General features: G+C 78.1%; 25 protein-coding genes. 13 read left to right on the forward strand and 12 right to left on the reverse strand.

All coding sequences use genetic code 11. The features are described 5' to 3' along the window. Nucleotides 1-10: 10 nt before the first annotated feature. Nucleotides 11-1,294 carry an extracellular solute-binding protein gene (locus Q0789_RS02970; protein ID WP_298801956.1) on the reverse strand — a complete coding sequence of 428 codons (1,284 nt, stop codon included), beginning with the start codon at nt 1,292-1,294 and terminating at the stop codon, nt 11-13. Nucleotides 1,295-1,420: 126 nt separating this feature from the next. Between Q0789_RS02970 and Q0789_RS02975 the strand changes: the two genes are divergently transcribed. The 9 genes from Q0789_RS02975 to Q0789_RS03015 all read left to right on the forward strand — a co-directional run bounded on the left by Q0789_RS02975 (nt 1,421) and on the right by Q0789_RS03015 (nt 10,745). Then, nucleotides 1,421-2,467 (forward strand): LacI family DNA-binding transcriptional regulator, encoded by a 1,047-nt coding sequence (locus Q0789_RS02975; RefSeq protein WP_298801958.1) that lies wholly within the window; start codon nt 1,421-1,423, stop codon nt 2,465-2,467. A gap of 77 nt (nt 2,468-2,544) precedes the next feature. Then, a complete protein-coding gene (locus Q0789_RS02980; protein WP_298801960.1) occupies nt 2,545-3,840 on the forward strand; it encodes an endo-1,4-beta-xylanase in 1,296 nt (431 codons plus the stop codon). 98 nt (nt 3,841-3,938) lie between these two features. After that, on the forward strand, nt 3,939-4,670 hold the full coding sequence (locus Q0789_RS02985) for a response regulator transcription factor (protein ID WP_171202321.1): 732 nt from the start codon (nt 3,939-3,941) through the stop codon (nt 4,668-4,670). Next, nucleotides 4,667-6,325, forward strand: a complete 1,659-nt coding sequence (locus Q0789_RS02990; RefSeq protein ID WP_298801962.1) for a HAMP domain-containing sensor histidine kinase — start codon at nt 4,667-4,669, stop codon at nt 6,323-6,325. The genes Q0789_RS02985 and Q0789_RS02990 overlap by 4 nt, the downstream gene beginning before the upstream one ends. Before the next feature lie 107 nt (nt 6,326-6,432). Then, nucleotides 6,433-7,962 carry a trypsin-like peptidase domain-containing protein gene (locus tag Q0789_RS02995; RefSeq protein WP_298801964.1) on the forward strand — a complete coding sequence of 510 codons (1,530 nt, stop codon included), beginning with the start codon at nt 6,433-6,435 and terminating at the stop codon, nt 7,960-7,962. A gap of 240 nt (nt 7,963-8,202) precedes the next feature. Further along, nucleotides 8,203-8,493 carry a WXG100 family type VII secretion target gene (locus Q0789_RS03000; RefSeq protein WP_298801966.1) on the forward strand — a complete coding sequence of 97 codons (291 nt, stop codon included), beginning with the start codon at nt 8,203-8,205 and terminating at the stop codon, nt 8,491-8,493. A gap of 210 nt (nt 8,494-8,703) precedes the next feature. Continuing rightward, nucleotides 8,704-9,882: a GTP 3',8-cyclase MoaA gene (gene moaA, locus Q0789_RS03005; RefSeq protein WP_298801968.1), complete on the forward strand. Its 1,179-nt coding sequence runs from the start codon at nt 8,704-8,706 to the stop codon at nt 9,880-9,882. A 7-nt stretch (nt 9,883-9,889) separates the two neighbouring features. Further along, on the forward strand, nt 9,890-10,240 hold the full coding sequence (locus Q0789_RS03010) for a MoaD/ThiS family protein (RefSeq protein WP_298801970.1): 351 nt from the start codon (nt 9,890-9,892) through the stop codon (nt 10,238-10,240). Continuing rightward, nucleotides 10,233-10,745 (forward strand): GNAT family N-acetyltransferase, encoded by a 513-nt coding sequence (locus Q0789_RS03015; protein WP_298801972.1) that lies wholly within the window; start codon nt 10,233-10,235, stop codon nt 10,743-10,745. The genes Q0789_RS03010 and Q0789_RS03015 overlap by 8 nt, the downstream gene beginning before the upstream one ends. Nucleotides 10,746-10,782: 37 nt before the next feature. Here Q0789_RS03015 and Q0789_RS03020 read toward each other — a convergent pair whose 3' ends face one another. The 6 genes from Q0789_RS03020 to Q0789_RS03045 all read right to left on the reverse strand — a co-directional run bounded on the left by Q0789_RS03020 (nt 10,783) and on the right by Q0789_RS03045 (nt 15,441). Then, nucleotides 10,783-11,379 (reverse strand): molybdenum cofactor biosynthesis protein MoaE, encoded by a 597-nt coding sequence (locus tag Q0789_RS03020; RefSeq protein ID WP_298801973.1) that lies wholly within the window; start codon nt 11,377-11,379, stop codon nt 10,783-10,785. Nucleotides 11,380-11,470: 91 nt separating this feature from the next. Further along, nucleotides 11,471-12,232 (reverse strand): DUF4031 domain-containing protein, encoded by a 762-nt coding sequence (locus Q0789_RS03025; RefSeq protein ID WP_298801976.1) that lies wholly within the window; start codon nt 12,230-12,232, stop codon nt 11,471-11,473. A gap of 363 nt (nt 12,233-12,595) precedes the next feature. Then, nucleotides 12,596-14,227, reverse strand: coding sequence for a chaperonin GroEL (groL, locus tag Q0789_RS03030; RefSeq protein WP_298801978.1), 1,632 nt, complete (start codon nt 14,225-14,227; stop codon nt 12,596-12,598). Between the two features lie 314 nt (nt 14,228-14,541). Then, the gene (locus tag Q0789_RS03035) at nt 14,542-14,748 is read right to left on the reverse strand and encodes a cold-shock protein (RefSeq protein ID WP_171203256.1); all 207 of its coding nucleotides are present in this window, start codon (nt 14,746-14,748) and stop codon (nt 14,542-14,544) included. A 193-nt stretch (nt 14,749-14,941) separates the two neighbouring features. Continuing rightward, entirely contained in the window at nt 14,942-15,121 is a 180-nt protein-coding gene (locus tag Q0789_RS03040; RefSeq protein WP_298801981.1) for a hypothetical protein, read from the reverse strand. A 5-nt stretch (nt 15,122-15,126) separates the two neighbouring features. Beyond that, the gene (locus Q0789_RS03045; RefSeq protein ID WP_298801983.1) at nt 15,127-15,441 is read right to left on the reverse strand and encodes a DUF3263 domain-containing protein; all 315 of its coding nucleotides are present in this window, start codon (nt 15,439-15,441) and stop codon (nt 15,127-15,129) included. Nucleotides 15,442-15,704: 263 nt separating this feature from the next. Here Q0789_RS03045 and Q0789_RS03050 point away from each other — a divergent pair, with 263 nt between their 5' ends. Next, nucleotides 15,705-16,367 (forward strand): uracil-DNA glycosylase, encoded by a 663-nt coding sequence (locus Q0789_RS03050; RefSeq protein ID WP_363325949.1) that lies wholly within the window; start codon nt 15,705-15,707, stop codon nt 16,365-16,367. 156 nt (nt 16,368-16,523) lie between these two features. Here the strand turns inward: Q0789_RS03050 and Q0789_RS03055 are convergent, their stop codons facing one another. The 4 genes from Q0789_RS03055 to Q0789_RS03070 all read right to left on the reverse strand — a co-directional run bounded on the left by Q0789_RS03055 (nt 16,524) and on the right by Q0789_RS03070 (nt 21,383). After that, nucleotides 16,524-18,131, reverse strand: coding sequence for a threonine/serine exporter family protein (locus Q0789_RS03055; protein ID WP_298801987.1), 1,608 nt, complete (start codon nt 18,129-18,131; stop codon nt 16,524-16,526). Beyond that, nucleotides 18,128-19,162 (reverse strand): VWA domain-containing protein, encoded by a 1,035-nt coding sequence (locus tag Q0789_RS03060; protein ID WP_298801989.1) that lies wholly within the window; start codon nt 19,160-19,162, stop codon nt 18,128-18,130. Before Q0789_RS03060 ends, Q0789_RS03055 begins: the two co-directional genes overlap by 4 nt. Continuing rightward, a complete protein-coding gene (locus Q0789_RS03065; protein ID WP_363325948.1) occupies nt 19,159-20,169 on the reverse strand; it encodes a DUF58 domain-containing protein in 1,011 nt (336 codons plus the stop codon). Before Q0789_RS03065 ends, Q0789_RS03060 begins: the two co-directional genes overlap by 4 nt. Before the next feature lie 167 nt (nt 20,170-20,336). Further along, a complete protein-coding gene (locus Q0789_RS03070) occupies nt 20,337-21,383 on the reverse strand; it encodes a MoxR family ATPase (protein ID WP_298801993.1) in 1,047 nt (348 codons plus the stop codon). Between the two features lie 213 nt (nt 21,384-21,596). On the opposite strand from Q0789_RS03070, the gene Q0789_RS03075 reads away from it, so the two are divergent. Beyond that, nucleotides 21,597-22,967, forward strand: coding sequence for a hypothetical protein (locus Q0789_RS03075; protein WP_298801995.1), 1,371 nt, complete (start codon nt 21,597-21,599; stop codon nt 22,965-22,967). 149 nt (nt 22,968-23,116) lie between these two features. Continuing rightward, the gene (locus Q0789_RS03080) at nt 23,117-25,420 is read left to right on the forward strand and encodes an EAL domain-containing protein (protein ID WP_298801997.1); all 2,304 of its coding nucleotides are present in this window, start codon (nt 23,117-23,119) and stop codon (nt 25,418-25,420) included. Between the two features lie 276 nt (nt 25,421-25,696). Here the strand turns inward: Q0789_RS03080 and Q0789_RS03085 are convergent, their stop codons facing one another. Then, the gene (locus Q0789_RS03085; RefSeq protein WP_298801999.1) at nt 25,697-26,032 is read right to left on the reverse strand and encodes a hypothetical protein; all 336 of its coding nucleotides are present in this window, start codon (nt 26,030-26,032) and stop codon (nt 25,697-25,699) included. A 117-nt stretch (nt 26,033-26,149) separates the two neighbouring features. On the opposite strand from Q0789_RS03085, the gene Q0789_RS03090 reads away from it, so the two are divergent. Continuing rightward, complete coding sequence (locus tag Q0789_RS03090; protein ID WP_298802001.1) at nt 26,150-26,785, forward strand: hypothetical protein; 636 nt, start codon at nt 26,150-26,152, stop codon at nt 26,783-26,785. Nucleotides 26,786-26,877: the final 92 nt, after the last annotated feature.

Below are 26,877 nucleotides of genomic sequence, written 5' to 3' on the forward strand. Positions count from 1 at the left end.
CGCCTCCCGCTCAGTCGGTGCCGGCCGCGGCCTGGACCGCGTCGACGACGTCCTGCGGGCTCGCCTGCCCGGCGAAGAGCAGCGCGATCTCGTCGTTCATGGCTCCGCCGACGTTCTCGCCGAAGGCCGTGTCGAAGTACAGCTGCACGTAGGGCGCGCTGTCGCGGTACTCGAGCAGGTCGGCCAGGGCCGGGTCCGAGACGGCGTCGTTGGCGGCCGGGTTGGTCGGCAGCCCCATGTCGCGCTCGGCGAAGCCGATCTGCACCTCGTCGGACAGCAGGTACTCGAGGAAGTCGGTGCAGATGGCCGGCGCGTCGGCCGAGCACGCCCACGCGTCACCGCCGCCGAGGGCGGCCTCCGGGTCGCCCTCGCCGCCCGCGACCGCCGGGAAGGGGAACCAGCCGGTCTTCTCGCCCAGGCCCTCGTTGTCCTCGGTGAGGCCCTGCATGACGCCGGGCTCCCAGTGGCCGGCCAGCTCCATGGCCACCTGCTCGGTGGCGAGCAGGCCCGAGGCGCTCGCGGGTCCCTGCTGCGCCGGGGTGGCGAGGAAGCCCTCGTTGAAGGGCTCGGTCTCGATGAGGCCCTGGAGGTCCTCGCCCGCCGCGACGAAGCACGGGTCGGAGAAGTCGAGGGAGGTGACGGCGTCCTCGAGGACGTCCTGGCCGCACTCGCGCAGCGCCGTGTAGTACCAGTAGTGCGCCGCGGGCCACTTGTCGCCGGCGCCCACGGAGATGGGCTGGATCCCGGCGTCCTTGAGGGCCTGGACGGCGGCGTCCAGCTCCTCCATCGTCTGCGGCGGCTCCGTGATGCCCGCCTGCTCGAAGAGGTCGGTGTTGTACCAGAACCCGACGACGCCGACCGAGAACGGCAGGGCGTAGGTCTGGCCGTCGATCTGCCAGCCGTTGACCGAGCTGCCGATGGTCTCGATCGTCTCAGGCAGCTCGTCGGACAGGTCCATCGTCAGGCCCGCCTCGACGTGGTCGGCGAGCTCGCCGCCCCCGCGCTCCATGTAGACGTCGGGGGTGTCGCCGGTCTGGAAGGCGGCGTCGAGGCGCGTGAGCATGTCCTCGTGCGCCAGGGCGCTGATCTCGATCGTGGTGCCCGGGTTGGCGGCCTCGAAGTCCGCGGCGACCTGCTCGTAGTAGGCCTTGCCGGGGTCGGTGTTCGAGTTGTGCCACCAGGTGAGCGTGCTGCCGTCGGCGTCGCTGCCGCCGGAGTCGCCGCCGCCGCAGGCGGTCAGCGCGGTGGCGGTCGCCAGGAGCGCGACGGCCGTGAGGGCTCGGTTCCTCGCCATGGGGTGCATGTCCTTCGTCGTCGTCGACCGGTGGAGGAGCGCGGAGAGCATGCGACGCGCGCAGCGCGGGTGTCAAACGTTTTCGATAACGGTTTCAACGCAGAGGCGGAGCGCTACTGTGCGGCCGTGACCGACCTCTGGCAGCGCGCGACGGCGCCCGCTGACCCCCCGCGCGTGACGATCACGGACGTCGCGCGCCTCGCGGGCGTGTCCGTGGCGACGGTGTCCAAGGTGGTGAACGGCCGCTACGGCGTCGCCGCCGGCACGGTGGAGCGCGTCCGGGGCGTCATCGCCGAGGTCGGCTACGAGACGAGCCTCGTCGCGCGCAGCCTGCGCAGCCACCGCACGGGCGTGCTCGGCATCCTCGTCGCCGAGTTCGAGCCCTTCAGCACCGAGATCCTCAAGGGCGCGGCCCGGGCCCTCGCGGGCACGGGGTTCGAGGTGCTCGCCTACGCCGGCGGCGGGCGGGCCGAGGAGGACGCCGGCTGGGAGCGCCGCTCCCTGTCCCGGCTCGGCGGCACGCTCATCGACGGCGCCGTCCTCGTGACACCCACCGTGGTGGGCGCCCCCGGCGGCGTGCCCGTCGTCGCCATCGACCCCCACGCCGGGCCCAGCGACGTGCCGACGGTCGACGCCGACAACGTGCGCGGGGCGTGCCTCGCGACCGAGCACCTCCTGGAGCTCGGGCACCGGCGCATCGCCTTCCTCGGCGGCCGCCCCGGCCTGGAGTCCGCGCGGCTGCGCGAGGAGGGGTTCCGCTCCGCGATGGCCGAGGCCGGGGTGCCCGTCGACCCGGCGCTCGTGCGGGTCGCCGGCTACCGCCCGCAGACGACGCAGGGACCGGCCCGGGAGCTCCTCGCGGGGCCGGACCGCCCGACCGCCGTCTTCGCCGCCAACGACGTCTCCGCCATCGCCACCATGGAGGTCGCCCGTGACCTCGGGCTGTCGGTGCCGGACGACGTGTCCGTCGTCGGCTTCGACAACGTCCCCGAGGCGGCGCTGGCGCAGCCGCCCCTGACGACCGTGGCCCAGCCGATGCAGGCGATGGGCACGGCGGCCGTGGAGCTCCTCGTGCGCCGCCTGACGGGCTCGCCCGACGACGCGCCCGACGGCGGCACGCACGTCCGTCTGCCCACCGAGCTCGTCGTCCGCGGCTCGACGCGACCGCTCTGACTCCCCCGCGGGGGACGGCCCCGCCGCGACCTCGCGCCCCCGCCCCCCGCCCCTGCCGCACCGACGAGGAGGCCGCCGTGCCCGCCCCGCACCGCTCCCCCGCCCCGGACGCCTCGCTCGCCCACCGCCGCGCCGACGCCGTGCTCGCGGTGCGCGACGCGGAGGGCGCGCCGCTCGCCCACGCCGACGTCGTCGTCGAGCAGGTCCGCCCCGCGCTGGCGCTGGGGAACATCGGCTTCGACCTCGTCGGCTTCGCGAACGGCGAGGAGGAGGCCGACCCCGGCAGCCCCTTCGGCGGCGCCGCGCCGTCGCGGGGCGCGCACCTGGCCGAGCTCTTCCTCGGGCTCTACGACACCGCCACGCTGCCCTTCTACTGGGGCGGCTTCGAGCCGGTCCGCGGTCGACCGGACACCGCGCGGCTCCTCGCCACCGCCCGGTGGCTCGCCGACCGCGGGGTCCGGCTCAAGGGCCACCCGCTCGTCTGGCACACCGTGACCGCCGACTGGCTGCGCGACCTGCCGACCGACGAGGTCGAGGAGGCCCAGCGGGCGCGCATCCGCCGCGAGGTCGGCGACTTCGCCGGCCTCGTCGACACGTGGGACGCCATCAACGAGGTGGTGATCATGCCGGTGTTCGCCAACGAGGAGCACACGAACGGCATCACCCGCCTGTGCCGCGAGCGCGGGCGCATCGCGACGGTGCGGATGGCCTTCGAGGAGGCGCGGGGGGTGAACCCGCGGGCGACCCTGCTGCTCAACGACTTCGACATGTCGACGGCCTACGAGTGCCTGGTCGAGGGCGTGCTCGAGGCGGGCGTGCAGGTGGACGCGCTCGGCCTGCAGAGCCACATGCACCAGGGGTACTGGGGCGAGGAGCGCACGCTCGAGGTCCTCGAGCGCTTCTCCCGGTACGGCCTGCCGATCCACATGACCGAGTCCACCCTGCTGTCCGGCGACCTCATGCCCCCCGAGGTCGAGGACCTCAACGACTTCCGACCCGCCGCCTGGCCCTCGACGCCCGAGGGCGAGGAGCGGCAGGCGGACGAGCTGGTGCGCCACTACCGCACCCTCGCCTCCCACCCCTCCGTCGAGGCCATCACCTACTGGGGACTGACGGACGAGGGCGCCTGGCTCGGCGCCCCCGTCGGGCTCGTGCGCGCGGACGGGACGACGAAGCCGTCCTACGACGCCCTGCGCGACCTCGTGCGGGGCGAGTGGTGGCTGCCGCCCACGACGCTGCGCACCGACGGCGAGGGTCGCGTCGGCGTCGCGGGGCACCTCGGCGACTACCGGCTGACGCACCGGGGCGCCGGCGCCGACCTCGCGCTGGCGGAGGCGGGCGCGACGACGGTCGAGGTCGCGCTCCCGCGCTGACGCCCGGGGCCCCGCCCGGCGCGACCCGCAGCGGACGCACAGGCGACTCCCAGGCGAGGGGGAGGCACCCGCCAGGCCGGGCGCGCACACTGGCGGGCATGAGCACAGGACCGGCCGAGGCGCGGCTCCTCGTCGTCGACGACGAGCCGAACATCCGCGAGCTGCTGTCCACCTCGCTCCGCTTCGCCGGGTTCGAGGTTCACACGGCGGAGGACGGGCACGAGGCGCTGCGCCAGGCCGAGCGCGTGCGCCCGGACCTGCTCGTCCTCGACGTGATGATGCCGGACCTCGACGGGTTCGCCGTCACCAAGCGGCTGCGCGAGCGCGGGCGCGACACCCCCGTCCTCTTCCTCACCGCGAAGGACGACCTCGCCGACCGGGTGCAAGGCCTCACCGTCGGCGGCGACGACTACGTCACCAAGCCCTTCAGCCTCGAGGAGGTCGTGGCCCGCATCCGCGCCATCCTGCGGCGGACGGGCGGCGGCGCCGCCGCGGCGCCGGGGCGGCTCGTCTTCGCCGACCTGGAGATGGACGAGGACAGCCACGAGGTGCGCCGCGGCGGGCGCGACGTCGAGCTCTCCCCCACCGAGTTCAAGCTGCTGCGCTACCTCATGCTCAACCCGAACCGGGTGCTGTCGAAGTCGCAGATCCTCGACCACGTGTGGAACTACGACTTCAACGGCGAGGCGGGCATCGTCGAGTCCTACATCTCCTACCTGCGCCGCAAGGTCGACACCGGCACAGGCCTCGACGGCCAGCCCGTGCACCCGCTGATCCACACCCGTCGCGGCGTCGGGTACGTGCTGCGCCTGCCGCCCGAGGCGGCGTGAGCCCCACCCGGTACGCCCAGCTGGCCGGGCGCCTGCCCGAGCCGGTGCGCCGCCGGCTCCCCGCCGAGCCGCCGCAGCCGGTCGTCGACGACGACGGCGTCGAGCGTCGCCCGCCGGCCGCGCGCTGGGCCGACCAGTTCCCGCTGAGTACCAAGCTCGTCGTGCTCGTCGCGGCGCTCCTCCTGCTCGCGCTGCTCATCACCGGCGTCGCGACGACGTCCCTCCTGCGCGCCGTCCTCGTCGGCAACGTCGACGACCAGCTGCGCGCGCAGAGCGCCACGACCCTCGACCTGCAGACGCTCGTCGCGCGGCAGCGCGCCGGCGAGGAGTCCGCCGTGCCCACGGACTACGCGCTCCTGCTGTCCACGGGGGTGCCGGGCCAGGTGACCGTCCTCGCCGCCCCGGCCGTGGGCAGCCCCGAGGTCGGCGACGTCGACCTCGAGGAGGCCCGCGAGCGCGACCGGCAGCCGTACCGGGCCGAGGGCACGGACGGTAGCGACTGGCGCGTCGTCTCGGTGCCCGTGACGTGGCGGCCGACGGGCGAGGACCTCGTGCTCTCCATCGGCTACCCGCTGCGCAGCGTCGACGCCGCCGTGGCCCGCACCCGGGCGCTCTTCTGGCTCGTCGCCCTCGCCGTGCTCGTCGCCGCGGCGCTCGCCGGGAGGGTGGCGGTCCGCCGCTCGCTGCGGCCGCTGCGCGAGGTCGAGGCCGTCGCGGTGGCCTACGGCGCCGGCGACACGAGCCGGCGCGTGCCCGACGCGTGGCCGGGCACGGAGGTGGGCCGCCTCGGCGGCGCCGTCAACGCCATGCTCGAGCGGATCGAGAGCGCGCTCGCCGCGCGCGAGGCCTCCGAGGCGCGCATGCGCCGCTTCGTCGCGGACGCCAGCCACGAGCTGCGGACGCCGCTCGCGACCATCCGCGGCTTCGCCGAGCTCCACCGGCAGGGCGCCGTCCGCGACCCCGAGCAGGTCGGGGCCGCCTTCGGCCGCATCGAGACGGAGTCCGCGCGCCTCGGGTCGCTCGTCGAGGACCTCCTGGCCCTCACCCGCCTCGACGAGCAGCGGCCCCTGCGCCGCGACCCCGTCGACCTCCTCGTCATCGCGGGCGACGCCGTGCACGACCTGCGCGCGCTCGCTCCGGACCGGCCGGCGCGCCTCGTCGGGCTGGACGGCTCGCCCGCGCCCGCCCCGGCGCCGGTGACGGGCGACGACGCCCGTCTGCGGCAGGTCCTCACCAACCTCGTCGGCAACGCCGTCCGGCACACGCCCGCCGGCACGCCGCTGGAGATCGGGGTGGGCGTGCGCCGCCACGAGGGCGGCGCCTGGGCCACCTGGCAGGTCGTCGACCACGGCGCCGGCATCCCGCCCGAGGAGGCCGAGCGCGTCTTCGAGCGCTTCTACCGCTCGGACGCCTCGCGCACGCGCGGCACCGGGGGCGGCAGCGGGCTCGGCCTCGCCATCGTGGCCGCGCTCGTGCGGGCGCACGGCGGCGCCGCCCGCGTCGTCGCGACGCCGGGCGGGGGGACGACCGTCGAGGTCGCCCTGCCCGCTGAGGAGCCGGCCGACGAGCTCCCCGAGGCCGAGGACCACGAGGCCCTCGACCTCGACGGCCCCGACGTCCCTGACCAGGCCGACCGGACGCCCCGGGGTTCATAGGGAACGTCCAGGCTGCGTCCTGGGTGCGTGCACCCTCGGGGTCTCTACTGGGTCCATCGCCCGGGGCGCCCTGCCGCCGGGCCGCGCTCCAGCCGCAGGAGGACGACGTGACCCACTCGACCCAGCACCGCAACGGCACCGACGACGGCGCCTCGGGGCCCTACGGCCGACCGACCTCCGGCCACGACGCCCACGACGCCTACGGCCGCGACCCGTACGGCCGCGCCCCCTACGACGGCGCCCCCCACGACGGCGCCGGAGCCCCCTCCGACCGCTACGCGGGGACGCCGACCGGCGGCCGCCCGAGCGACCGGGGCGCCGGCAGCCCCTGGCCGGGCGGGGCCGACGACCGCGGCGCGGCCGGCCGCCCCGGCCAGGGCGAGGGCCCCGCCTGGTACGGCGGCGCGACGCCCCCGCCCGCCGCCCCCGGTGACGGGTCCCCCTCCGGCGGGCGGGCGCCCCGCGACCGCCGCCGCCCGGGCTGGGGCGCGCTCGTGGCGGTCGGGGTCGTGGCCGCGCTCGTCGGCGGCGGGGCGGCCGTGGGCGTCGGCGCCCTCGCGGGCCCCTCGAGCACCTCGAGCACGACGGCCGCCCTGGCCCCCTCCTCGAGCTCCTCGTCCTCGGGGAGCAGCAGCGCGCCGGCGACGACGGACGCGGTCGACTGGCAGGCCGTGTCGCGCCGGGTGGCGCCGAGCGTCGTCGCCATCCAGGTGGCGAGCCAGACCGCCCAGGGCGAGGGCTCCGGCGTCGTGCTCGACGACCAGGGCCACGTCCTCACGAACTACCACGTCGTCAACGGCGCGGGCAGCGGCGCGCAGATGCGCGTCGTCCTCCCGGACGGACGCGTGTACGACGACGTCACCGTGGTGGGCCAGGACGCGGCGACCGACCTCGCCGTCATCCAGATCGCGAACCCGCCCTCGGACCTCCGGCCGGCCACCCTGGGCGACTCCTCCGCCGTCGAGGTCGGGCAGCCCGTCATGGCCGTCGGCAACCCGCTGGGCCTGTCCGACACCGTGACCACGGGCATCGTCTCGGCGCTCGACCGCCCCGTGACGACGACGCAGGAGAGCACCGGCCAGCAGTCGCAGCAGCAGCTGCCCTTCGGCTTCCAGCAGCAGCAGCAGGCCCCGCCGGAGCAGGTCGTCACCAACGCCATCCAGACCGACGCGGCGATCAACCCGGGCAACTCCGGCGGCGCTCTCGTGGACGCCGCGGGCGACGTCATCGGCATCAACTCGTCCATCGCCAGCACGGGCCAGCAGGCCGGCTCCATCGGCCTGGGCTTCGCCATCCCGTCGAACGAGGCGAAGCGCATCGCGACCGAGCTGATCCAGGACGGCGCGGCCGACCACGCCTGGCTGGGCGTGACCCTCACGGACACGACGGCCACCGCCGACGGCACCACCCGCCTCGCCGCCGGCATCCAGTCGGTCACCGACGGGACGCCCGCGGCGGACGCCGGCCTGCGGGCGGGCGACGCCGTCACCGCCATCGACGGCCAGCCCGTCGAGGGCGCCGAGTCCCTCACGGCGCAGCTGCGCGAGCGGGCCCCCGGCACGACGGTGACGCTCGCCGTCGTCCGCGACGGCGCGCAGAGCTCCGTGCAGGCGACGCTCGGCACCCGCGAGGACTGACGGGTCCGGACGGGTCGCCGCGCGGCCCGCGCGACGACGAGGAGCCCCCGGTGCACGCCGCCGGGGGCTCCTCGGCGTCCGGGGCTCCTCGGCGTCCGGGGCTCCTCGGCGTCCGGGGCTCCCCGGGCGTCGGTCACTGGCCCCGGGGGGCCTGTGGACGACGCCTGCGGGGCCCCGACGGGCGCCCCTAGCGTCCCGGCGCAGCGGGACCGCACCGGTCCCCCGAGCCCAGGAGGCGCCGTGAGCAGGTTCGAGGTCGACAGCAGCCAGGTGCAGCAGGCGAGCGCGGCGGTCCGCGCGTCGTCGTCCGCGCTGGCCGGGGAGGTGGACCGGATGATGCGGTCCCTCCTCGACCTGCAGGGCAGCTGGAAGGGGCAGGCGTCCAGCCAGTTCCAGGCCGTCGTGGCGGACTGGCGGGGCACCCAGGAGCGGGTCCGCGCCTCGCTGGACCAGGTGAACGCGGCCCTGGCCGCGGCGGGCACCTCCTACGCCGAGGTCGAGGAGCGCAACGCCCGGATGTTCGCGCTCTGACCGACGCGCCTCCGACCGCGCGGCCCGGGCCCGGCGGCCCGGGCCGGGCGGGTCGGGGCCGGGCGGGTCGGGGCCGGGCGGTTCGGGGCGGGTCGGGGCCGGGCGGCTCGGGGCGGGTCGGGGCCGGGCGGGTCGACACTGGACGGGCCGGGGCCGGACGGGTCGGCTCGGGCCGACCCGTGCCCCGGGGCGGACGTATCCTGGCGGGCGATGAGCCCCTCCGCCGCACCGACCGCCCGCACGGGCGCCGTCGCGCTCGGCATGCCCCCGGTGCGCCGGCCGCCGCGCGACGCCCGCGACCCGGCCGCCCGGGCGGCCGCCACGGCGGGGCGCCCCGCCGTCCCCGGGCTGGTGGACCCCTCGGGCCGCACGGCGGTCGACCTGCGGGTCTCCCTCACCGACCGCTGCAACCTGCGCTGCGGGTACTGCATGCCGCCGGAGGGCCTGGAGTGGATGCCGTCCGGTGACCTGCTCACCGACGACGAGGTCGTCCGGCTCGTGCGCCTGGCCGTGGAGCGGCTGGGCGTGCGGGAGGTGCGGTACACCGGGGGCGAGCCGCTGCTGCGCCGCGGCCTCGAGCGGGTGGTGGCTGCGACCACGGCGCTCCGCACGGCCGACGGCGAGCCCGTCGAGGCGTCGCTGACGACCAACGCCCTGGGCCTCGAGCGCCGCGCCGCCGGGCTGGCCGCCGCGGGCCTGCGGCGCGTCAACGTCTCGCTCGACACGCTGCGGCCCGAGCGCTTCGCTCAGATCACCCGGCGCGACCGGCACGCCGACGTCCTGGCGGGCGCAGCCGCGGCGGCGGCCGCGGGCATCAGCCCCGTCAAGGTCAACGCCGTCCTGCTGCCGGGGGTCAACGACGACGAGGCGCCCGAGCTGCTGGCCTGGTGCCTCGCCTCCGGCTACGAGCTGCGCGTCATCGAGCAGATGCCGCTCGACGCCCAGGGCGCCTGGACGCGCGAGGGTCTCGTGACGGCCGACGACGTCCTCGCGAGCCTGCGCACGGCCTACGACCTCGAGGCCGACGACCCCGCCGCGCGCGGCGGCTCCCCCGCCCAGACCTGGTGGGTGCGGGCGCGGGGCGCCGACCCGTCGACGGCTCCGCTGGGGCGCGTCGGGGTCATCGCGTCCGTCACCCGGCAGTTCTGCGGCGCCTGCGACCGCACCCGCCTCACCGCCGACGGCCAGGTGCGCAGCTGCCTGTTCTCCACCTCGGAGACCGACCTGCGGGGCCTGCTGCGCGCGGGCGCCGACGACGACGAGGTCGCCGACGTCTGGCGTGCCGCCATGTGGGGCAAGGCGCCGGCCCACGGCATCGGCGAGGCCGAGCCCCTGACGACCAGCGGCTTCGCGCGCGCGTCCCGGCCCATGAGCGCGATCGGCGGGTGAGGCGGACGTGACCTCGCCGACCCCCGGGCACGCACCCGTCGCCAGCCCCTCCGGCGGCCCCGCCGCGGACGGCGTGCGGCTCCGCGTGCGCCTGTACGCCGGCGCCGCCGCGGCCGCGGGCACGGAGGAGGACGTCGTCGACGTCCTCGCCGGCGAGGCCGGCGCGGTGCCCGACGTCGACGACCTGCGCCGCGCCCTGGCCCGCCGCCACCCCGCCCTCGCCCCCGTGCTCGAGGTGGCCACCGTGCTCGTCGGCGAGGTCGCCGCCGGGCCGCACGACCCGGTCGTCGTCGGCCCGCAGCTCGCGGGGGCCCCACTCCCCGTCGTCGACGTGCTGCCGCCCTTCGCCGGTGGCTGAGGCGCCGTCCGGGGGCGCCCGCGGGCAGGTCGTCGAGGTCGTCGTCGTCGCGGCCGACGACCCCCGGCACCGCGCGCTCGTGCGCGACGCGGAGGTCGAGCTGCAGCGGCGCTACGGGGAGGGGGCGCTCGAGCCGCCCGAGGGGGCCTCGCACCCGGACCCGGCCGACGTCGTCCACCTGCTCGCGGTCGCGGGGGACGTGGCGCTGGGCTGCGCCGTCGTCGCGCCGCTGGCCGTGGTGGGCCCGGGCGTCGGCGAGGTCAAGCGCCTCTTCGTCCCCGCCACGGCGCGGCGCCGCGGGGTCGCCACGGCCCTGCTGCGCGCGGCGGAGGAGGCCGCGCGCGGCCGCGGGCTGCGCGCGCTGCACCTCGTGACGGGCACCCTGCAGCCGGAGGCGATCGCCCTCTACGAGCGGGAGGGGTGGTCGCCCGTCCCCCCGTACGCCTGGGCCGACGACCCGATGACGCGGACCTTCGGCAAGAGCCTCACCGCCGGACCGGGCTGACGGGCGGGAGCCGGCGCGGGGGCGGTCGTCCCGGCGCTCAGGGCATGCCCACCCACTCGGCCCCGCCGTCGGCGAGCACCTGGCGCTTCCACACCGGCAGGCGCGCCTTCACCTCCTCGACGACCTCCTCGCAGGCGGCGAAGGCCTCGCGCCGGTGCGCGGCGGCCACCGCGACGGCGAAGGCGACGTCGCCGACCTCGAGCGCCCCGGTGCGGTGGCTGACGGCGAGGGCGTCGACGGGGTGGGCGGCGAGCACCTCGCGAGCCACCTCCTCGACCACGCGCCCCGCGCTCGGGTGGGCCGAGTACTCCAGGCGCGCGACGCGGGCGCCGTGGTCGTGGTCGCGCACGACGCCCCCGAAGGTCACGACGGCGCCCGCGGCGGGGTCCTCGACGGCGTCCGCGTGCTCGGCGACGGACAGCGCGTCCTCGGTGACGACGGCCCGGGCCAGGCGCCGGGCCGGCGGCGCGACCCGCGAGGAGTCCCGCGGCGCCCTGGCGCCGCCCGCGGCCCGGGGGTCGCCGACCGGCGGCCCGGCGACGTCAGCGGCGACGTCGGCGGCGGCGTGGGCGTCGGCGTGGGCGTCGGCGGTGCTGGCGACGGAGCCGGCGGCGGGGGTCTCGGGCGTGCTCACCCCTCCACGGTAGGCGCGCGGCGGACGGCCGACCCGACCCCGCCGTCGCCCGGGCCCGGGCCCACCACGGCTCGACCGGTGGAGGGCTCGCTCAGCGGCCGCCGCCGAGCGCGGCCGCCTCGAGGCCGTGGACGACGAGGGGCCACCACGGCGGGGCGCCGCACGCGCGCCCGGCGTCCGTCGCCGCGACGAGGCGCGCCTCGTCGCCGTCGGCCAGGACGACGTCGTCCGGGGTCCCGGCCACCAGGGCGATGTGGCGCCACCGCGAGGCCGGGGCGCGGCGCCCGCCGGCCGCCACGGGCCGGTGCCGGGAGAAGCCGAGCGGACGGCCACGGCCGACGACCGGCAGCGCCCACCGGTCCGGCCCGGCGCCGGCCGGCCCGGCGCCGTCCTGCCCGGCGCCGTCCTGCCCGGCGCCGCCCTGCCCGCCGACGCGAGGCCGCCGCAGCAGGACGCGGCGCTCGCCGTCGACGACGAGGCCGCGGACGCCCCGCGTCGTCGCGGCCGGCGAGGGCTCGACGCTGACCACGAGGTCGACGTGGACCTCGTCGCCTCCCGGGCGCACCTCCACCCAGCTGCCGAGCACCTGCTGGCCGCGCCGCTTCGGCACCCGCAGGCCGCTGGCGACGAGCCGCCGCAGCAACTCCCCGGCCGGCACGAGCGTCGCCCCCGCGGCCTGCAGGTCCGCCAGCCGCTCCGACGGCACGTCGTAGTGGTCGCCCTCGAAGCCGCGCGCGGGGATGCCGACGCGCCGGGCGAAGGCGTGCAGCTCGTCGAGCGAGACGTCGCTGACGAGGTGGGACCACTCGCGCCCGTGCGCCGGCCAGCGCGGGGGGTCGACGAGCACGGCCACCGGCCGACCTTACGTCCACCCCTCGCGGGCGCCCCCCGCCGTCCGCCGCCCCCACAGGGCGATGTGTGGCCATGTCGCCCTTCCACCACCCCTGCCAGCGGCGACGTGTGGCCATGTCGCCCCCGCAGGCGGCCCGAGGGCGACATGGCCACACGTCGCCTCCCGGACGGCCAGCCGAGGGCCACATGGCCACACGTCGCCTCCCGGACGGCGAGCCGAGGGCCACATGGCCACACATCGCCCCCTGGTCGGGGGAAGAGCGGGGGACGGGACGCCGCGAGGGCGGCACCCCGGTGGGGTGCCGCCCTCGTGGGACGTGCTGCTGCTCGCGCAGCGGTGCCGGGCGGGGCCCGGCGGGCGGGATCAGAAGTCCATGCCGCCCATGCCGCCGTCGGCCCCGGCGCCGGCGCCGGCCGACGCCTTCTCGGGCTTGTCGGCGATGACCGCCTCGGTGGTGAGGAACAGGGCCGCGATGGAGGCCGCGTTCTGCAGCGCCGAGCGGGTGACCTTCACCGGGTCGTTGATGCCCGTGGCGAGCATGTCGACGTACTCGCCGGTGGCGGCGTTGAGGCCGTGGCCGACCTCGAGGTTGCGCACCTTCTCCGCCACGACGCCGCCCTCGAGACCGGCGTTGATCGCGATCTGCTTGAGCGGGGCCTCGACGGCCACCTTGACGATGTTCGCGCCGGTCGCCTCGTCGCCCGTGAGCGAGAGGGTCTCGAACGCGCCCTTGCCCGCCTGAATGAGGGCGACGCCGCCGCCGGCGACGATGCCCTCCTCGACGGCCGCCTTCGCGTTGCGGACGGCGTCCTCGATGCGGTGCTTGCGCTCCTTGAGCTCGACCTCGGTGGCCGCGCCCGCCTTGATGACGGCGACGCCGCCGGCGAGCTTGGCGAGGCGCTCCTGAAGCTTCTCGCGGTCGTAGTCGGAGTCGCTGCGCTCGATCTCGGCGCGGATCTCGTTGACCCGGCCCTGGATCTGGTCGGTGTCGCCCGCACCCTCGACGATGGTGGTCTCGTCCTTGGTGATGGTGACCTTGCGCGCCTGGCCGAGGAGCTCGAGGCCGGTGCTCTCGAGCTTGAGGCCCACCGTCTCGGAGATGACCTGGCCGCCGGTGAGGATGGCCATGTCCTGCAGCATCGCCTTGCGGCGGTCGCCGAAGCCCGGCGCCTTGACGGCGGCGGAGCGGAAGATGCCGCGGATCTTGTTGACGACCAGCGTGGCCAGGGCCTCGCCGTCGACGTCCTCGGAGATGATGACGAGCGGCTTGCCCGACTGCGTGACCTTCTCCAGCAGCGGGAGCAGGTCCTTGATCGAGGAGATCTTGCCCTCGTTGAAGAGGATGTACGGGTCCTCGAGCACGGCCTCCATGCGCTCGGAGTCCGTGACGAAGTAGGGCGAGATGTAGCCCTTGTCGAAGCGCATGCCCTCGGTGAGCTCGAGCTCCAGGCCGAAGGTGTTGCTCTCCTCGACCGTGATCACGCCCTCCTTGCCGACCTTGTCCATGGCCTCGGCGATGAGCTCGCCGATGGACGCGTCGCCGGCGGAGATGCCCGCGGTCGCCGCGATCTGCTCGCGGGTCTCGACCTCGGTGGCGGAGGAGAGGAGCTGCTGCGAGACGGCCTCGACGGCGCGCTCGATGCCCTTCTTCAGCGCCATCGGGTTGGCGCCGGCGGCGACGTTGCGCAGGCCCTCGCGGACCATGGCCTGGGCCAGGACGGTGGCGGTGGTGGTGCCGTCGCCCGCGACGTCGTCCGTCTTCTTGGCGACCTCCTTGACGAGCTCGGCCCCGATCTTCTCGTACGGGTCCTCGAGCTCGATCTCCTTGGCGATGGAGACGCCGTCGTTCGTGATGGTGGGGGCGCCCCACTTCTTCTCGAGCACCACGTTGCGGCCCTTGGGGCCGAGCGTGACCTTCACGGCGTCGGCGAGCTGGTTCATGCCGCGCTCGAGACCGCGACGGGCGTCCTCGTCGAACGAGATGATCTTGGCCATGCTGGGGGTTTCCTCCCGGTGACGGGTGGGGCGGCCGGCCGGTGCCCGCGACGGACGGGTCGCGCGCGCGCCGGTCACGTCCCGGCGCGCCCACGGCCCTCACCTGACGACCGAGGTCCGTTGTCACTCTCGTGCGAGAGTGCCAGCCCCCATGATGAGCACTCTCCCCCCTCGAGTGCAAACGACCGGGGCGCGCGGACGACGTCGACGGGCGGACGACGCGAGCACCCCGGACGCGACGACGCCGCCGCCCCGGTGGGGCGACGGCGTCGGAGCGGCGGCCCTGCTCGGGCGCCGGAGGGGTGCGGGGTGCCTCAGGAGGCGGGGCGGACGGCCTCGGCCTGCGGGCCCTTCTGGCCCTGCCCGACCTCGAACTCGACCTGCTGGCCCTCCTCGAGGGAGCGGTAGCCGTCCATCTGGATGGCCGACCAGTGCACGAAGACGTCGGGGCCGCCGCCGTCGACGGTGATGAAGCCGTACCCCTTCTCGGCGTTGAACCACTTCACGGTGCCCTGAGCCATGGTGCTACTCCTGTGTCGCTGTGTGCGGGTTCGAGGCCCGGGGAGGGCATCGGGTCTCACGCTCGCGTGGCTCGCGATGGTTCCGACGTGCGGGCCGTCCGTACGGGTGCGCGGTGGACCGGTGCTCATCGAACTGCTCGACCGGCGCCGAGAGTAGCGGCTGGCCCTGGCCGTGGCGAGGGTCGAGAGGCGCCTACCCGCCGAGCGAGAACCACGCGCTGACGGCGAGCGCGGCGAGCGCCGCGAGCACGACGACGACGAGCACGGGGGCGGCGCGGCGCCAGGGCCCGGTCCGGGCCCGGTGGGCTCCCTGGCGGCGGGGCTCGCCCGCCGGCTCGTCGAGCTCGTCGCGGGGCGGCCCGGGGACAGCCACGCCCGTCAGCTCCGCGCGCCCAGCCGGCGCTCGGTGCGCGAGCGCTGGCGCTGGCTGCGCATGCGGCGCAGCCGCTTGACGAGCATCGGGTCGTGGGCGAGCGCCTCCGGGGAGTCCAGCAGCGCGTTGAGCACCTGGTAGTAGTGCGTGGCCGACAGGTCGAAGAGCTCGCGGACCGCCTGCTCCTTCGCGCCCGCGTAGCGCCACCACTGGCGCTCGAAGGCGAGGATCTCCGCGTCCCGCGGCGAGAGCCCGCCGGCGGTCGCGCCGGGGGCGGACGTCTCGGCGGTCGCGCCCGCGCCGGTGGCTGCCTCGTCCACTCCGGTCTCCTCCCGCGCTCCCCGACGTCGCTCGTCGGCGCCGAGCCCGCACCCTACGCCGCGAACCACACCGGTGTGGTTCTCCCGGCCGTCCAGGAACCCGCCCGCCCGGGGCCGGCCCGGCGCGCCGCCTGCCCCGCCCCTACCGTGGCCGCGTGCTGGAGACGGACGGGACGTCGGAGCCCGGCCCGACGGCCGGTCAGCAGGAGCAGCCCGGCCCGCCGCCCGCGGCGCTCGCGCCCGCGCGGCGGGCCGGCGTCGACCTGGCGGTGGTCCACCCCGCCTGGTGGTCGGCGCTGGCCCCGGCGGGGGCGGACCTCGTGCGCGCCCTCGAGGCCGTGGCGGACGACGTCGCGGCCGGCCGGGAGGTCCTCCCCCGCGGCGACCGGGTGCTGCGCGCGCTCGCGCAGGCCCCGCAGGCCGTGCGCGTCCTCGTCGTCGGCCAGGACCCCTACCCCACCCCGGGCCACGCCGTCGGGCTGTCCTTCTCGGTGGAGCCGGACGTGCGCCCGCTGCCCCCGACGCTGCGGAACCTCCTCGCCGAGCGGGACGCCGACACGGGCCTGCCGCCCGCGTCCACCGGCGACCTCACGGCCTGGGCGGGGCGCGGCGTCCTCCTGCTCAACCGCGTCCTCACCGTCGAGGCCGGCCGGTCGGGCTCCCACCGCGGGCGGGGCTGGGAGCGGGTGACCGAGGAGGTGGTCCGCGCCCTCGCGGCGCGCGGCGGCCCGCTCGTCGCCGTCCTCTGGGGCCGGGACGCTCAGGCGCTGCGCCCGGCCCTGGGCGGCACCGCCGTCGTGGAGAGCGCGCACCCGAGCCCGCTGTCCGCGCGGCGCGGCTTCACGGGCTCGCGGCCCTTCTCCGCCGTCGACGCCGCCCTGGCGGCGCAGGGCGCCGGGCCGGTGGACTGGTCCCTGCCGGCCTGACCCGTCCGCGCACCGCCCGAGCCCTCACCCGCCCGAGCCCTCGCCCGCCAGGGCCCTCACCCGGCAGGGCCCGCCCCGGGGCGGGGGACGGCGAGGCAGTGGACGGCGAGCGACAGGGGGCACCGGGACGGCCGCGGCCGGGCCTGAGCGGGGCGCTCAGCTGCGCAGCGGCGTCTCCCGGCGGCGCCGGGAAGCCTGGTCCAGGCCCCGCTCGACGGGGGCGGCGACCGAGTCCCCGAGCGACGCGCCGGCCCCGATGGCGAGGGCGATGGCCCCGGCCTGGCCGAGCAGCACGAGCCCGGAGATGACGGTGCCGCCGGTGAGCTCGACGAGGGCGGTGTAGATCGTCAGCCCCGGCAGCAGCATGATCGTCCCGGGCACGACGACGGCGAGCGGGGTGGCGCGGCGGCGCAGCGCGGCGACGCGCCCGACGGCGCCGACGACGAGCGCCGCCACGAGGGTGCCGAGGGCCCGCGGGCCGCCCGGGTCGCTGGCCGCGAGCAGCGCCACCTGCCCGGCCGCCGCCGCCACCGCCGTCACGAGGAGCAGGCGCGGGGGCGTGCGGTAGGCCACCGCCGCGGCGCCCGCGCCCAGGGCGGTCGAGACCAGCACGACGGGCAGCGGGGTGAGCGCGCCGCCGACGGCCGCCCCCACGGCGTCGGGGTCGACGCCCGGCACGCCCGCGCGGCGGGCGACGTCGAGGGCGAGGACGACGCCGCCGAGGACGGCCGCCGTCGTCATGAGGACTGTGACGAGCCGCGCGGCCGCCGTCACGGGGAAGCCGCGCAGCGCGTCCTCGACGGCCGCCACGAAGGTGCCGCCGGGCAGGAGCACCACGATGCCGCTGGCCACGACGAGCGCCGAGGGCGGCACCTGGCCCGCCAGCGAGGGGGGCAGGGCCTCGGCCGCGAGGGTGAGCAGCGAGGACAGCGACCCGGCGATGAACGCCCCGGCGCCGACGGTGAAGAAGGCCGGCGCCCCGGCGCGCGACATGGCCCGCGCGCCCGCGTCGACGGCGAGCGCCATGACGAAGCCCGTCAGGAGGGCCAGCGGTCCGCCGCCGAGCCGCGCGACGACGGCGACGGCGAGCAGGCCCCACGCCACCTGCACCATCCAGCGCCGGTAGGGGCGGGGGCTGCTCTCGACCTCGGCGAGGCGGACGGCGACGTCGGCGCGCTCGAGGCGGCCCTCGACCAGGTCGAGGACGAGGGCGTGGGCGGCCGACAGGCGGGCGTACTCCGTGCCGGTGGAGCGGACGACCTGCAGGCGCACCACGGCCGGGGCGTCGGCGGGCGCGTAGGCGACCGTGATGGACGAGTAGGTGATGTCGAGGTCGAGGTGCTGCTCGGACAGCCCGAGCGCGACCGCGGCGGCGACGACGCTGGACTCCACCTCGGCCGTGCCGGAGCCCGAGCGCAGGAGCAGCACGGCGAGGCGCAGCAGCAGGTCGACCTGGCGGTTCGGGTCCGCCGGCGCGGCCATCCGGTAGGGCGAGGCGAAGGGGGTGCCGCGCAGCCGGTCGACGATGAGGACGGGACGGGTCTGCTCCTCCTCGCCGATGACCCGCCTGCGCCACCCGGCCGTGCGCGCCTGCCCGCCGCCGCGCGGGACACCGCTGCCGGTCGCCGTGGGCCCGGTGGTCGGCCCGGTGAGGGGCCCCGTGGCGGACCCGGTCGTCGGCACGCTCGTCGGCCCGGTGGCGGGTCCGGCGGAGGGCGCCTCGCGGCGCCGTCGGCGGCCGGCGGGGTGGGGAGCTCCGGTCACTGGGAGATCCTCCCGAACCACAGCAGGGAGCCGAGCGCCGACAGCACGACGAGCACGAGCGCGAGGCCGGTCCAGCGCGCCGTCGTCTCCTCCTCCTGCCGGACCGTCCCGATCGAGGAGCCGATGTCCTCGTAGACGGCGTCGAGCTCGCCGGCGGACTCGGCCTCGTAGGCCTGCCCGCCGGTGGTCTCGGCGATGTCGGCGAGCTCGCCCTCGTTGACGGGCACGGGCGTGCGCACCCCCTCCTGCGTGATGGTGCCGCCCGGCGTGCCGAAGGCGATGGTCGAGACGGGGACGCCGGCCTCGGCGGCGGCGCGCGCGGCGTCGTCGTTGGTGCGCCCGACCGTCGTCTCGCCGTCGGACAGGAGCACGACGGCCGCGGGCACCGGCGCCGTCGGGTCGTCCGGGTCGGGCGGCGCCTGCTGGACCGCCGCGAGCGCGGCGTACAGGCCCTCGCCGATGCCGGTGTAGGAGGCCAGCTCGAGGCCGTCGATCCCCCGCTCGACGAGGGAGCGGTCCGTGGTCGGCGGCACGAGCACCTGCCCGGCCCCGGCGAAGGCGACGAGGCCGACGTTGAAGCGCGGCGGCAGCTCGGCGACGAAGGCGCGCGCCGAGCGCTGCGCGGCGGTGAGCCGGTCGGGCTCGACGTCGGTGGCCCGCATGGAGATCGAGACGTCGACGGCGAGGACGACGGTGGCGCGCTCGCGCGGCACCTCGACCTCCCCGAGGGGGCGGGCGAAGCCCACGGCCGCGGCCGCGACGCCCGCGACGAGCCCGGCCGCGACGACGTGGCGGCGCCACGCGCGGCGGCGCGGCGCGACGGCCGCGAGCACCGGCAGCGCCGAGAAGCGCAGGGCGTTGGTGCGGCGACGGCGCTGCGCCAGCACGTGGGCCGCCACGAGGGCGGGCACGAGCAGCAGCAGCCACAGCCGCTGGGGGGCGAGGAAGCCGGTGACGAGCCCGTCCAGCGGCCCGCCCGCGGCGGGGGCCGCGGCGAGCGCCGGGAGGGCGGCGAGCAGCGCGGCGCTCACGCCCGGCCCGCCATCCGGTCGACGGCGCGGGCGGTGCGCCGCTGGGCCAGCACGAAGCGCGCCGTGGCCGCCACCCAGTCCTCGTCGGTGGACAGGCGCAGGTGCGCGGCCCCGCACCGGCGCAGCGCGGCGGCGACGCGCGCCCGGTGCTCGGCCCCGGCGGCGCCGAAGGCGGCCCGGACCTCGGCGCGCCCGGTGTCCACCTCGAGCACCTCCCCGCTCTCGGGGTCGACGAGCTCGACGACGCCGACGTCGGGCAGCTCGCTCTCGCGCCGGTCGACGACCTCGACGGCGAGCACCTGGTGGCGCGCGGCGAGGCGGCGCAGGGCCCGCTCCCACGGCGGCGGGCCGTCCGCGGCACCCTCGCCGTCGAGGAAGTCGGACACGACGACGCGCAGCCCGCGGCGGCGGTGGGCGGCGCCGAGGCGCTCGACCGCCGCGGCCAGGTCGACGACGGGGGCGGGGCCGGCGGCCCCGCCGACGGGGGCGGCGCCCCGCCCGGCCCGGCGGGCCCGACGCGGCCGCGGCGGCAGCGGCGCGGGCTCGGCCAGCGAGCGCCCGAGCAGCTCGCGCAGCGCGGCGTGCAGGGCCGTGCGGCCGGTGCGCGACGGGCGGCGCACGACCCCGCCCTCGTCGAGCACCCAGGCGCCGAAGCGGTCCCCGAGCCGCGTCGTCAGGTGCCCGACGACGGCGGCGGCCGTCACCGCGAGGTGGCGCTTGTCGCTGCGCGCCGTCCCGAAGGCCATGGAGGGCGACAGGTCGACGAGGACCCAGGTCTCGAGCTCGCGGTCGGCGACGACCTCCCGCACGTGCGGCTCGCCCGTGCGCGCCGTCAGGGGCCAGTCCATCCAGCGGACGTCGTCCTCGCCCGCGCGGTACGGGCGGCTGTCGGCGGGCTCGCTGCCCGGCCCGGTGCGCACGCCGAGGTGCTCCCCGCGCAGGAAGCCCTCGAGGCGGCGCACCACGGCGAGCTCGAGGCCCCGCAGCGCCCGCGCCCGGCCCAGCACCGCGGCCGCACCGGCGGCCGCCCGCGCGTCGCCGTCGTCGCCCGGGCGGCCCAGCCCCGTCCCGAGCCCCGTCCCGAGCCCCGTCCCGAGCCCCGTCCCGAGCCCCGTCCCGAGCCCCGTCCCGAGCCCCTCGGCGCCCGCCCGCCCGGTGGGGCGCAGCACGGCCGTCACCGCGACGGGGCCCCGACGGGCACCGGTGGCGCGACCGCCGCGACGAGGCGGGCGACGACCTGCTGGGCGGCGACGCCGTCGGCCAGCGCGTCGAGGGAGAGCACGAGGCGGTGGGCCACGACCTCGACGGCGAGCTCGCGCACGTCCTCGGGCAGCACGTGGTCGCGCCCGCGGACGAGGGCGAGGCCCCGCGCGGCCGCGAGGAGGCCGAGGGTGGCGCGCGGGCTGGCGCCCGCCTCGAGCAGGGGGGCGACGTCGGGCGCGCCGTAGGCGGCCGGGTCGCGCGTGGCCATGACGAGCCGCACGACGTAGTCGCTCACCAGCGGGTGGACGTAGACGGCGTCCGCCGCCTCCTGCAGCCGCAGGACGCGCCCGGGGTCGAGGACGCGCCGGGCGCGCGGCGGGGCCACGCCCATGCGCCGGAGGATCTCGGCCTCGTCGGCCGCCCCGGGCAGCGGCACGTCGACCTGCAGGAGGAAGCGGTCGCGCTGGGCCTCGGGGAGCGGGTAGACGCCCTCGGACTCGACGGGGTTCTGCGTCGCGATGACGGTGAAGGGCTCGGGCACGGCGTGCGTGGCGCCGGCCAGCGACACCTGCCGCTCGCCCATGAGCTCGAGCATCGCGGCCTGGACCTTGGCCGGGGCGCGGTTGACCTCGTCGGCGAGGACGACGTTGGTGAAGACGGGGCCGAGCTCGACGCTGAAGCGCTCGGTGGCGGGTGACCAGATCCGCGTCCCGACGATGTCGGAGGGCACGAGGTCGGGCGTGAACTGGACGCGGGCGAAGCTGCCGCCGAGGACGGTGGCGAAGGAGCGGGCCGCCAGGGTCTTCGCCGTCCCGGGCACGCCCTCGAGGAGCACGTGCCCGCGGGCCAGGACGGCGACGGCGAGCCGCTCGACCATGCCCTGCTGCCCCACGACGACGCGGCGCGCCTCGGCCACGGCCTCGGCGACCTCTTCGGCCGCACCGCGCGCCGGGGCCGGTGGCTCCGGCGGGTGGGCGGGAGCCGCGCCAGCGGTCGCGTCGGGGTCCTCGGTCGCCACGCGCCCATCACACCACCCCGGCTCCCGGCGCGGGCCGACGCCCACGGGTCGGCCGCCGGCCCGCGCGACGGTCGCCGGCCTGTTCACCGGTCGTCGCAGGCGCCGCCCGACGTCGTCGGCGGAGGAGGCCGGGGGCGGGCCGGACGGGCGGAGGCGGGGGCGGGGAGCGGGTGACCCCGGACCGGCGCCGCGGCGCTGTGGTGTCATGAGCGCGTGAGCGCGGAGCCGGGCCTCGGAGAGGACCGCCCGGACCCGGCCGCGGGCACCCAGGAGCGGGCCCAGGAGCGCGTCGAGGAGCCCGCTCGGGAGACCGCCCGGGGCGCGGGCGAGCCGCACGGCGACCCGGGCCAGGTCCTCCCGCTGCGCCCCGGCGACCCGGGCCGGCTCGGCCCGTGGTCCGTCGTCGGGCGCCTGGACCCCGACGAGGGCGCCCCCGCCCCGGCCGACGGCGCCCGTCGGGGCCCCGCGCTCGTGGCGGCGGCGTCCGACCCGGGCGAGGCGGCCGCCGTCCTGGCCGCGCACGGCCCCGACGGCGCGCCCGCGCGCGTGGTCGTGCTCGGGCCCGGACCCGCCGGCGACGCGGCGGCGCGCGACCGCTTCGGGGCGGCCGTGGCCGAGCTCGGCGCCGGCGGACGGATCGTCGGGGCCTCGCTCGACGGGCCGTGGCCGTGGGCGGCCACCGCCGCCTCCGACGCCCGCACCGCGCGGCTCCTGGCCCGCTCCCCCGTCGTCGACGGCGCGGCCGGCGTGGCGACGCGCGGTCCCGCCTTCTCCCCGCACTGGGTCGGCGCGCCCCGACCGGTCGCCCCCGCCGCCGCGGCGCCCGCCGCGGCCACGGCGCCGCGGCGCGACCGGCGACCGTGGCTGCTGTCCGCGCTCCTCGGGCTGCTGCTCCTCGCGGCGCTCGTGCTGCTGCTGACGGGCGCGTGCCAGCCGACGGCCGGCGGCCCCGCGCCCCAGCCGAGCAGCTCGCAGCCCTCGCCCCAGCCGTCGCCGCAGCCCTCCCCCCAGCCCTCCCCGGGGCCCTCGCCCTCCCCCGGCGCCGAGCCGTCCCCGGGCGACGGCGACCCGGGCCCCGGCGAGGAGGGCTCCCCGCTGCTGCTGGGCCCCGGCGTCGTCGGGCCCTCCTTCGGCCCCGGCGACGACACCGAGGTCCTCACGCTCGAGGACCTGCCCTTCTCCTTCCGCGTGCCCGCCGGCTGGACGTGCGAGCGCGCCCCGATCTCCTCGCCCGTCGTGCGCTACGACTGCACCTCGCCCGACGCGACCTCCGGAGGCGCCGTGCAGCTGCAGCCGTGCCCGCAGCCCTGCGGCCAGCAGGCCTGGTGGTCGCTGCAGGACCTGCTCGCGCCGGGCGCCACGTGGTTCGAGGTCGACGCGACGACGGTGGCGGCCGAGGACTCCGCCCCCGGCCGCGAGGCGTCCTACCGGCTGCGGATGAGCCACCTGCTCGTCGCGGGCGAGCGCGAGGAGTCCGACCTCGACGCCCTCGACAGCCACCTCTACGCCGAGTTCTGGTCGCCCGAGGACGAGCGCCGGGCGGTCCAGGGCATCGTCAACGACCTGCGCGCCAACACCCCCTGATCGCGGGCGACGTCCGCGGCGCCCGGGACCACCCCGGCGCCGAGCGGGCCCCCGCCGGGCGCCGTGGGCGGCTGGCCCTTCCGGGGCCCGCCCCGGCGGTCGGGCCCGGAGCGCTCCGGCGCCGGGCCCTACCGCCCTACGCTGGCCCCATGGGCGCGGGGGGACGGGCGCCGGCCGCGCGGCCCCGGGCCGCCGCCTCCGGCGCCGCCGCCCTGTCCGGCGCCGCCCTGCTGGCGACGTCCGCAGCCCTGCCCGGCCCCGCGCGCGGCTGGCTCGTGCTCGCCGTCCTCCTCGCCGCCGGGCCGCTCGTCGCGCTGGCCGTGCGCCGCTTCGCGCCGGAGCGGCGCGCCCAGTGGCTGCTCGTGGCGGCCGCGGGCGCCGCCCTCGCCCTCGCCTGGGTCGGGCACCTGGTCGACTCGTGGCTGCTCGCCTGCCTCGCGCTCCTCGCCGCCTACGCGTGCCTGGCGACGTCGGCGCAGCTCGCCCTCGGCCTCTCGGGGCGCCGGCGCTGGGTGCTCGTCGTCGACCTGGCCGCGGTGGCCGTCGTCGGCGCCGCGGGGGCGCTGTGGCTCGTCGCCGTCGTCGGCGGCCCCCCGCCCGCGGCCGCCGCCCTCGTCGCGGCCGGCGACCTCGTCCTCCTCGGCCACCTCGTGGCGCTGCTGCACTCGCGGGCCCGCGTCACGGTCTCCGTCCTGGCGCTGGTCGCCGCGCTGCTGGCGCTCGTCCTGCACCACGTGGGCTCGTGGGCGGACACGGTGCCCGTCGCCTCCTCGCCCTGGGCCAGCGCGCTCGTCGCCGTCGCCGCCCTCGCCGTCACCGCGGCGTGGCACCCGAGCATGGCGGCCTTCGGCGACGTCGTCAGCCCGCTCGTGGCGCCGCGCCGCCAGGTCCTCGTGACGGTGCCGGCGGTCGTGGGGCTGCTCGCGGCGCTCGCCCTCGCCGCGGCCGGCGCGCTCCCGGAGCCGCCGCCGGGCACCGGCGCCGTCGTGGCGGTCGCCGCGCTCGCCGCCGTCCTGCTCATGACGACGAGCTCGAGCCTGCAGTCCGCCGTCGACCGCGAGCTCCTCGAGACCGACCCGCTGACCCGGGCGGGCAGCCGGCTCGCGCTGGAGCGCCTCCTCGCCACGCAGATCCACCAGGGGACCGAGCCGGTGCGCCTCGTCGTCGTCGAGCTCGACGACGTGGCCGTGCTCGCCCGCCGGCAGGGCCGCCAGGCGGCCGACGACCTCCTCGTGCGGCGCGTGCGCGCCCTCGAGGACGGCCTGCCCGACGCGGTCGTGTGCCGGACCGGCCCGCAGACGCTCGCCGTCGTCGTGCCCACCGCCTCGCGGGCCCGCCGCCAGGAGACGCCGCTCGGCCTCGTCGCCGCCGTCCGCGCGCAGCTCGAGGCTCCCGGGGCGGCCGGGCCGGACGGGCCGACGGCGCCCGGGGCCGCGACGTCGACCGCGGCGGTCCTCACCGTGCCCCCGCGCGCCGACCTGCCCGCCGAGGGCCTCTCCACGCGCGAGATCGTCGCCGCCCTCCTGCGCCACGCCGAGGTGTCCCTGCTCGCGGCGCGCGACCGGCGCGTGCCCGTCGAGGCCGACGTCGCCCGCGACGGCGCCTACGAGCGCGCGCGCCGGCTCGACAACGATCTCGCCGCCGCCCTGGAGGGAGCGGAGCAGATCGCGGTCCACTACCAGCCGCTCGTGGACCCGCGGACCGGCGCGGTGCGCTCCCTCGAGGCGCTCGTGCGCTGGGAGCACCCTCAGCTCGGCTCGGTCTCGCCCGACGACTTCCTCACCGCCGCGTCCCTGCAGGGGCGCGCCCGCGACCTCGACGACCTCGCGCGGCGTCGGGCGCTCGCCGACTTCCGGCTCTGGAGGGCCGCCGGCGTCGAGCCCGAGCACGTCGCCGTCAACCTCTCCGCGCAGAGCCTCGAGTCGCCCGACCTCGTCGAGCGCGTCCTCGCCGACCTCACCGCCGCCGGCGTCGAGCCGCGCCACCTCGTCGTCGAGGTCGTCGAGCAGGAGGAGCTGCGCGACCTGCGGGCCGTCGCCGAGCGCCTGCACCGCCTGCACGCCACGGGCGTGGGCGTCGCGGTCGACGACTTCGGCGTCGGCCACGCCGCCCTGCAGTACCTGCTGCACCTGCCGGTGACGACGGTGAAGCTCGACCGCAGCCTCGTCGCGGAGGTGCTCACCCCGGGCGGGCGGGCCCTGCTCGGGTCGGCGGTGGCGCTCGCCACGTCGCTGCGGGCCGAGGCCGTCGCCGAGGGCGTGGAGTCGGCCGAGCAGATGCGCGCCGTGGCCGAGCTCGGCTTCGCCCTGGCCCAGGGCTGGTACGGCGGGCGCCCGCGCCCGGCCGAGGAGACCGGTGCCCTGCTCGCGCAGCGCGGGACGCGGCGCCCGGCGCCGGCCGGCGAGGTCGCCGGGACGGGGGCCGCCGTCGGCCTCCCCGGCTGGCCGCGCTAGGGGCTGCCCCGCGCGGGCAGGGCCGCCGGGGGCTCAGGCCGGCCGAGCTGGCCGCCGCCACGCGCCGCCGCTCCCCCAGCGCTCGGCGCGAGATGGAGCGTGCGGTCACTCGCGGAGCCGGGACGTGGCGACGACGTCCATCTCGCCGACGACATCGAGGTCGCAGCCACGGAGCGGCCCCGCCGTGGCGACGACCTCGATGTCGCGACCGCCTCGACGGCGACGGCCGCCGGCGCGCCCCTCGGGCCCCCGCCGCCGGGGCGAGCGGGGGCCGGACTAGGACAGGTCGTAGGCGGCGGTCGAGCGCACGAGCTCCACGCGCGCCGCGTCGTCGTCCCACGGACCGCGGGCCAGGGCGTCGGTGACGGCGCGCACCACCGCCTCGCGGGCCTCGACGTCGGTCTCCGCCTCGACGAGCAGCACGAGGTCGGCGCCCTCGCCGTCCTCGTCGACCCGCACGTCGCGCGCCCCCGGGTCGGGCTCGCCCGTGGCCAGCCGCGGCAGGGGGAGCTCGAGGTCGGCGCAGAGGCGCTCGACCTCCTCGACGGCGACGGGCGCCGAGAACGAGAGGACGACGTCGACGCGGTGCAGCACGGGCATGCCCGCCAGCATGTCCCGACCCTGGCGACCGCGCCCGTCGTCCGGCTCCGATGGCTACGCTGGGTGGCACTTGGTGGCCCGCTGCACTCGCGCGGGTCGCGGCGCGGCGACGACGGGCGAGGTGGCGGGATGACCGGGGGCACCAGCGAGGGCGGCACGACCGCGGAGGGCGCCGGCGCGGCCCCGGCAGCGCTCACCGGCTACCGCGAGGGGGGCTCCCGCCGCATCGACCGGGTGCTCTCGCCGTCGTTCGTCGAGGGCCTGGCCGAGCTGGGGGACGCCGAGCTGCGCGAGCGGCGCGAGATGGCCATCGCCGAGGAGGCCGACCTCGCCTACACGCGGCGCCTCGTCGACGGCCGGCTCGCCCTCCTCCTCTCCGAGCGGGCGCGCCGCGAGCGCTCCGAGCGCAGCGCCGGGCTGGGCGAGCGCAGCGACGACGAGATCGTCGCCGGGCTCGTCGCCGCCCTGCTGCGCCCGGCGCCGGAGGACGCACCCGGGAGCCAGGACGACGCGGCGCGCGAGGTCGTCGACGCGCGCGACATGCCGGTCGTCCCGAGCAACGCGGGCATCTACCACCGCGACGCCGAGCGGGCCTTCGCCGACATCCGCTTCAGCGACCTCGGCTCCCTGGACGACGCCGACCTCGAGGAGCACGCCGCTCTGCTCTCCACGCTCGAGCAGCGCCTCACCGGCGACCGCGGCCGGGTGCTCGAGGTGCTGCGCCTGCTGCGCCGCGAGGCCGACGCCCGCTCCTCCGCCGCCTGACCCCTCCTGGCGCCTGGCTCCTCCTGGCGCCCGGCCCTCCTCCGACGCCCGGCCTGGCGCCCCGCCGCGGGCGGCTCCCCGGCTCAGCGCAC

The organism is uncultured Pseudokineococcus sp. (assembly GCF_947499845.1).
Taxonomy (GTDB): Bacteria; Actinomycetota; Actinomycetes; order Actinomycetales; family Quadrisphaeraceae; genus Pseudokineococcus.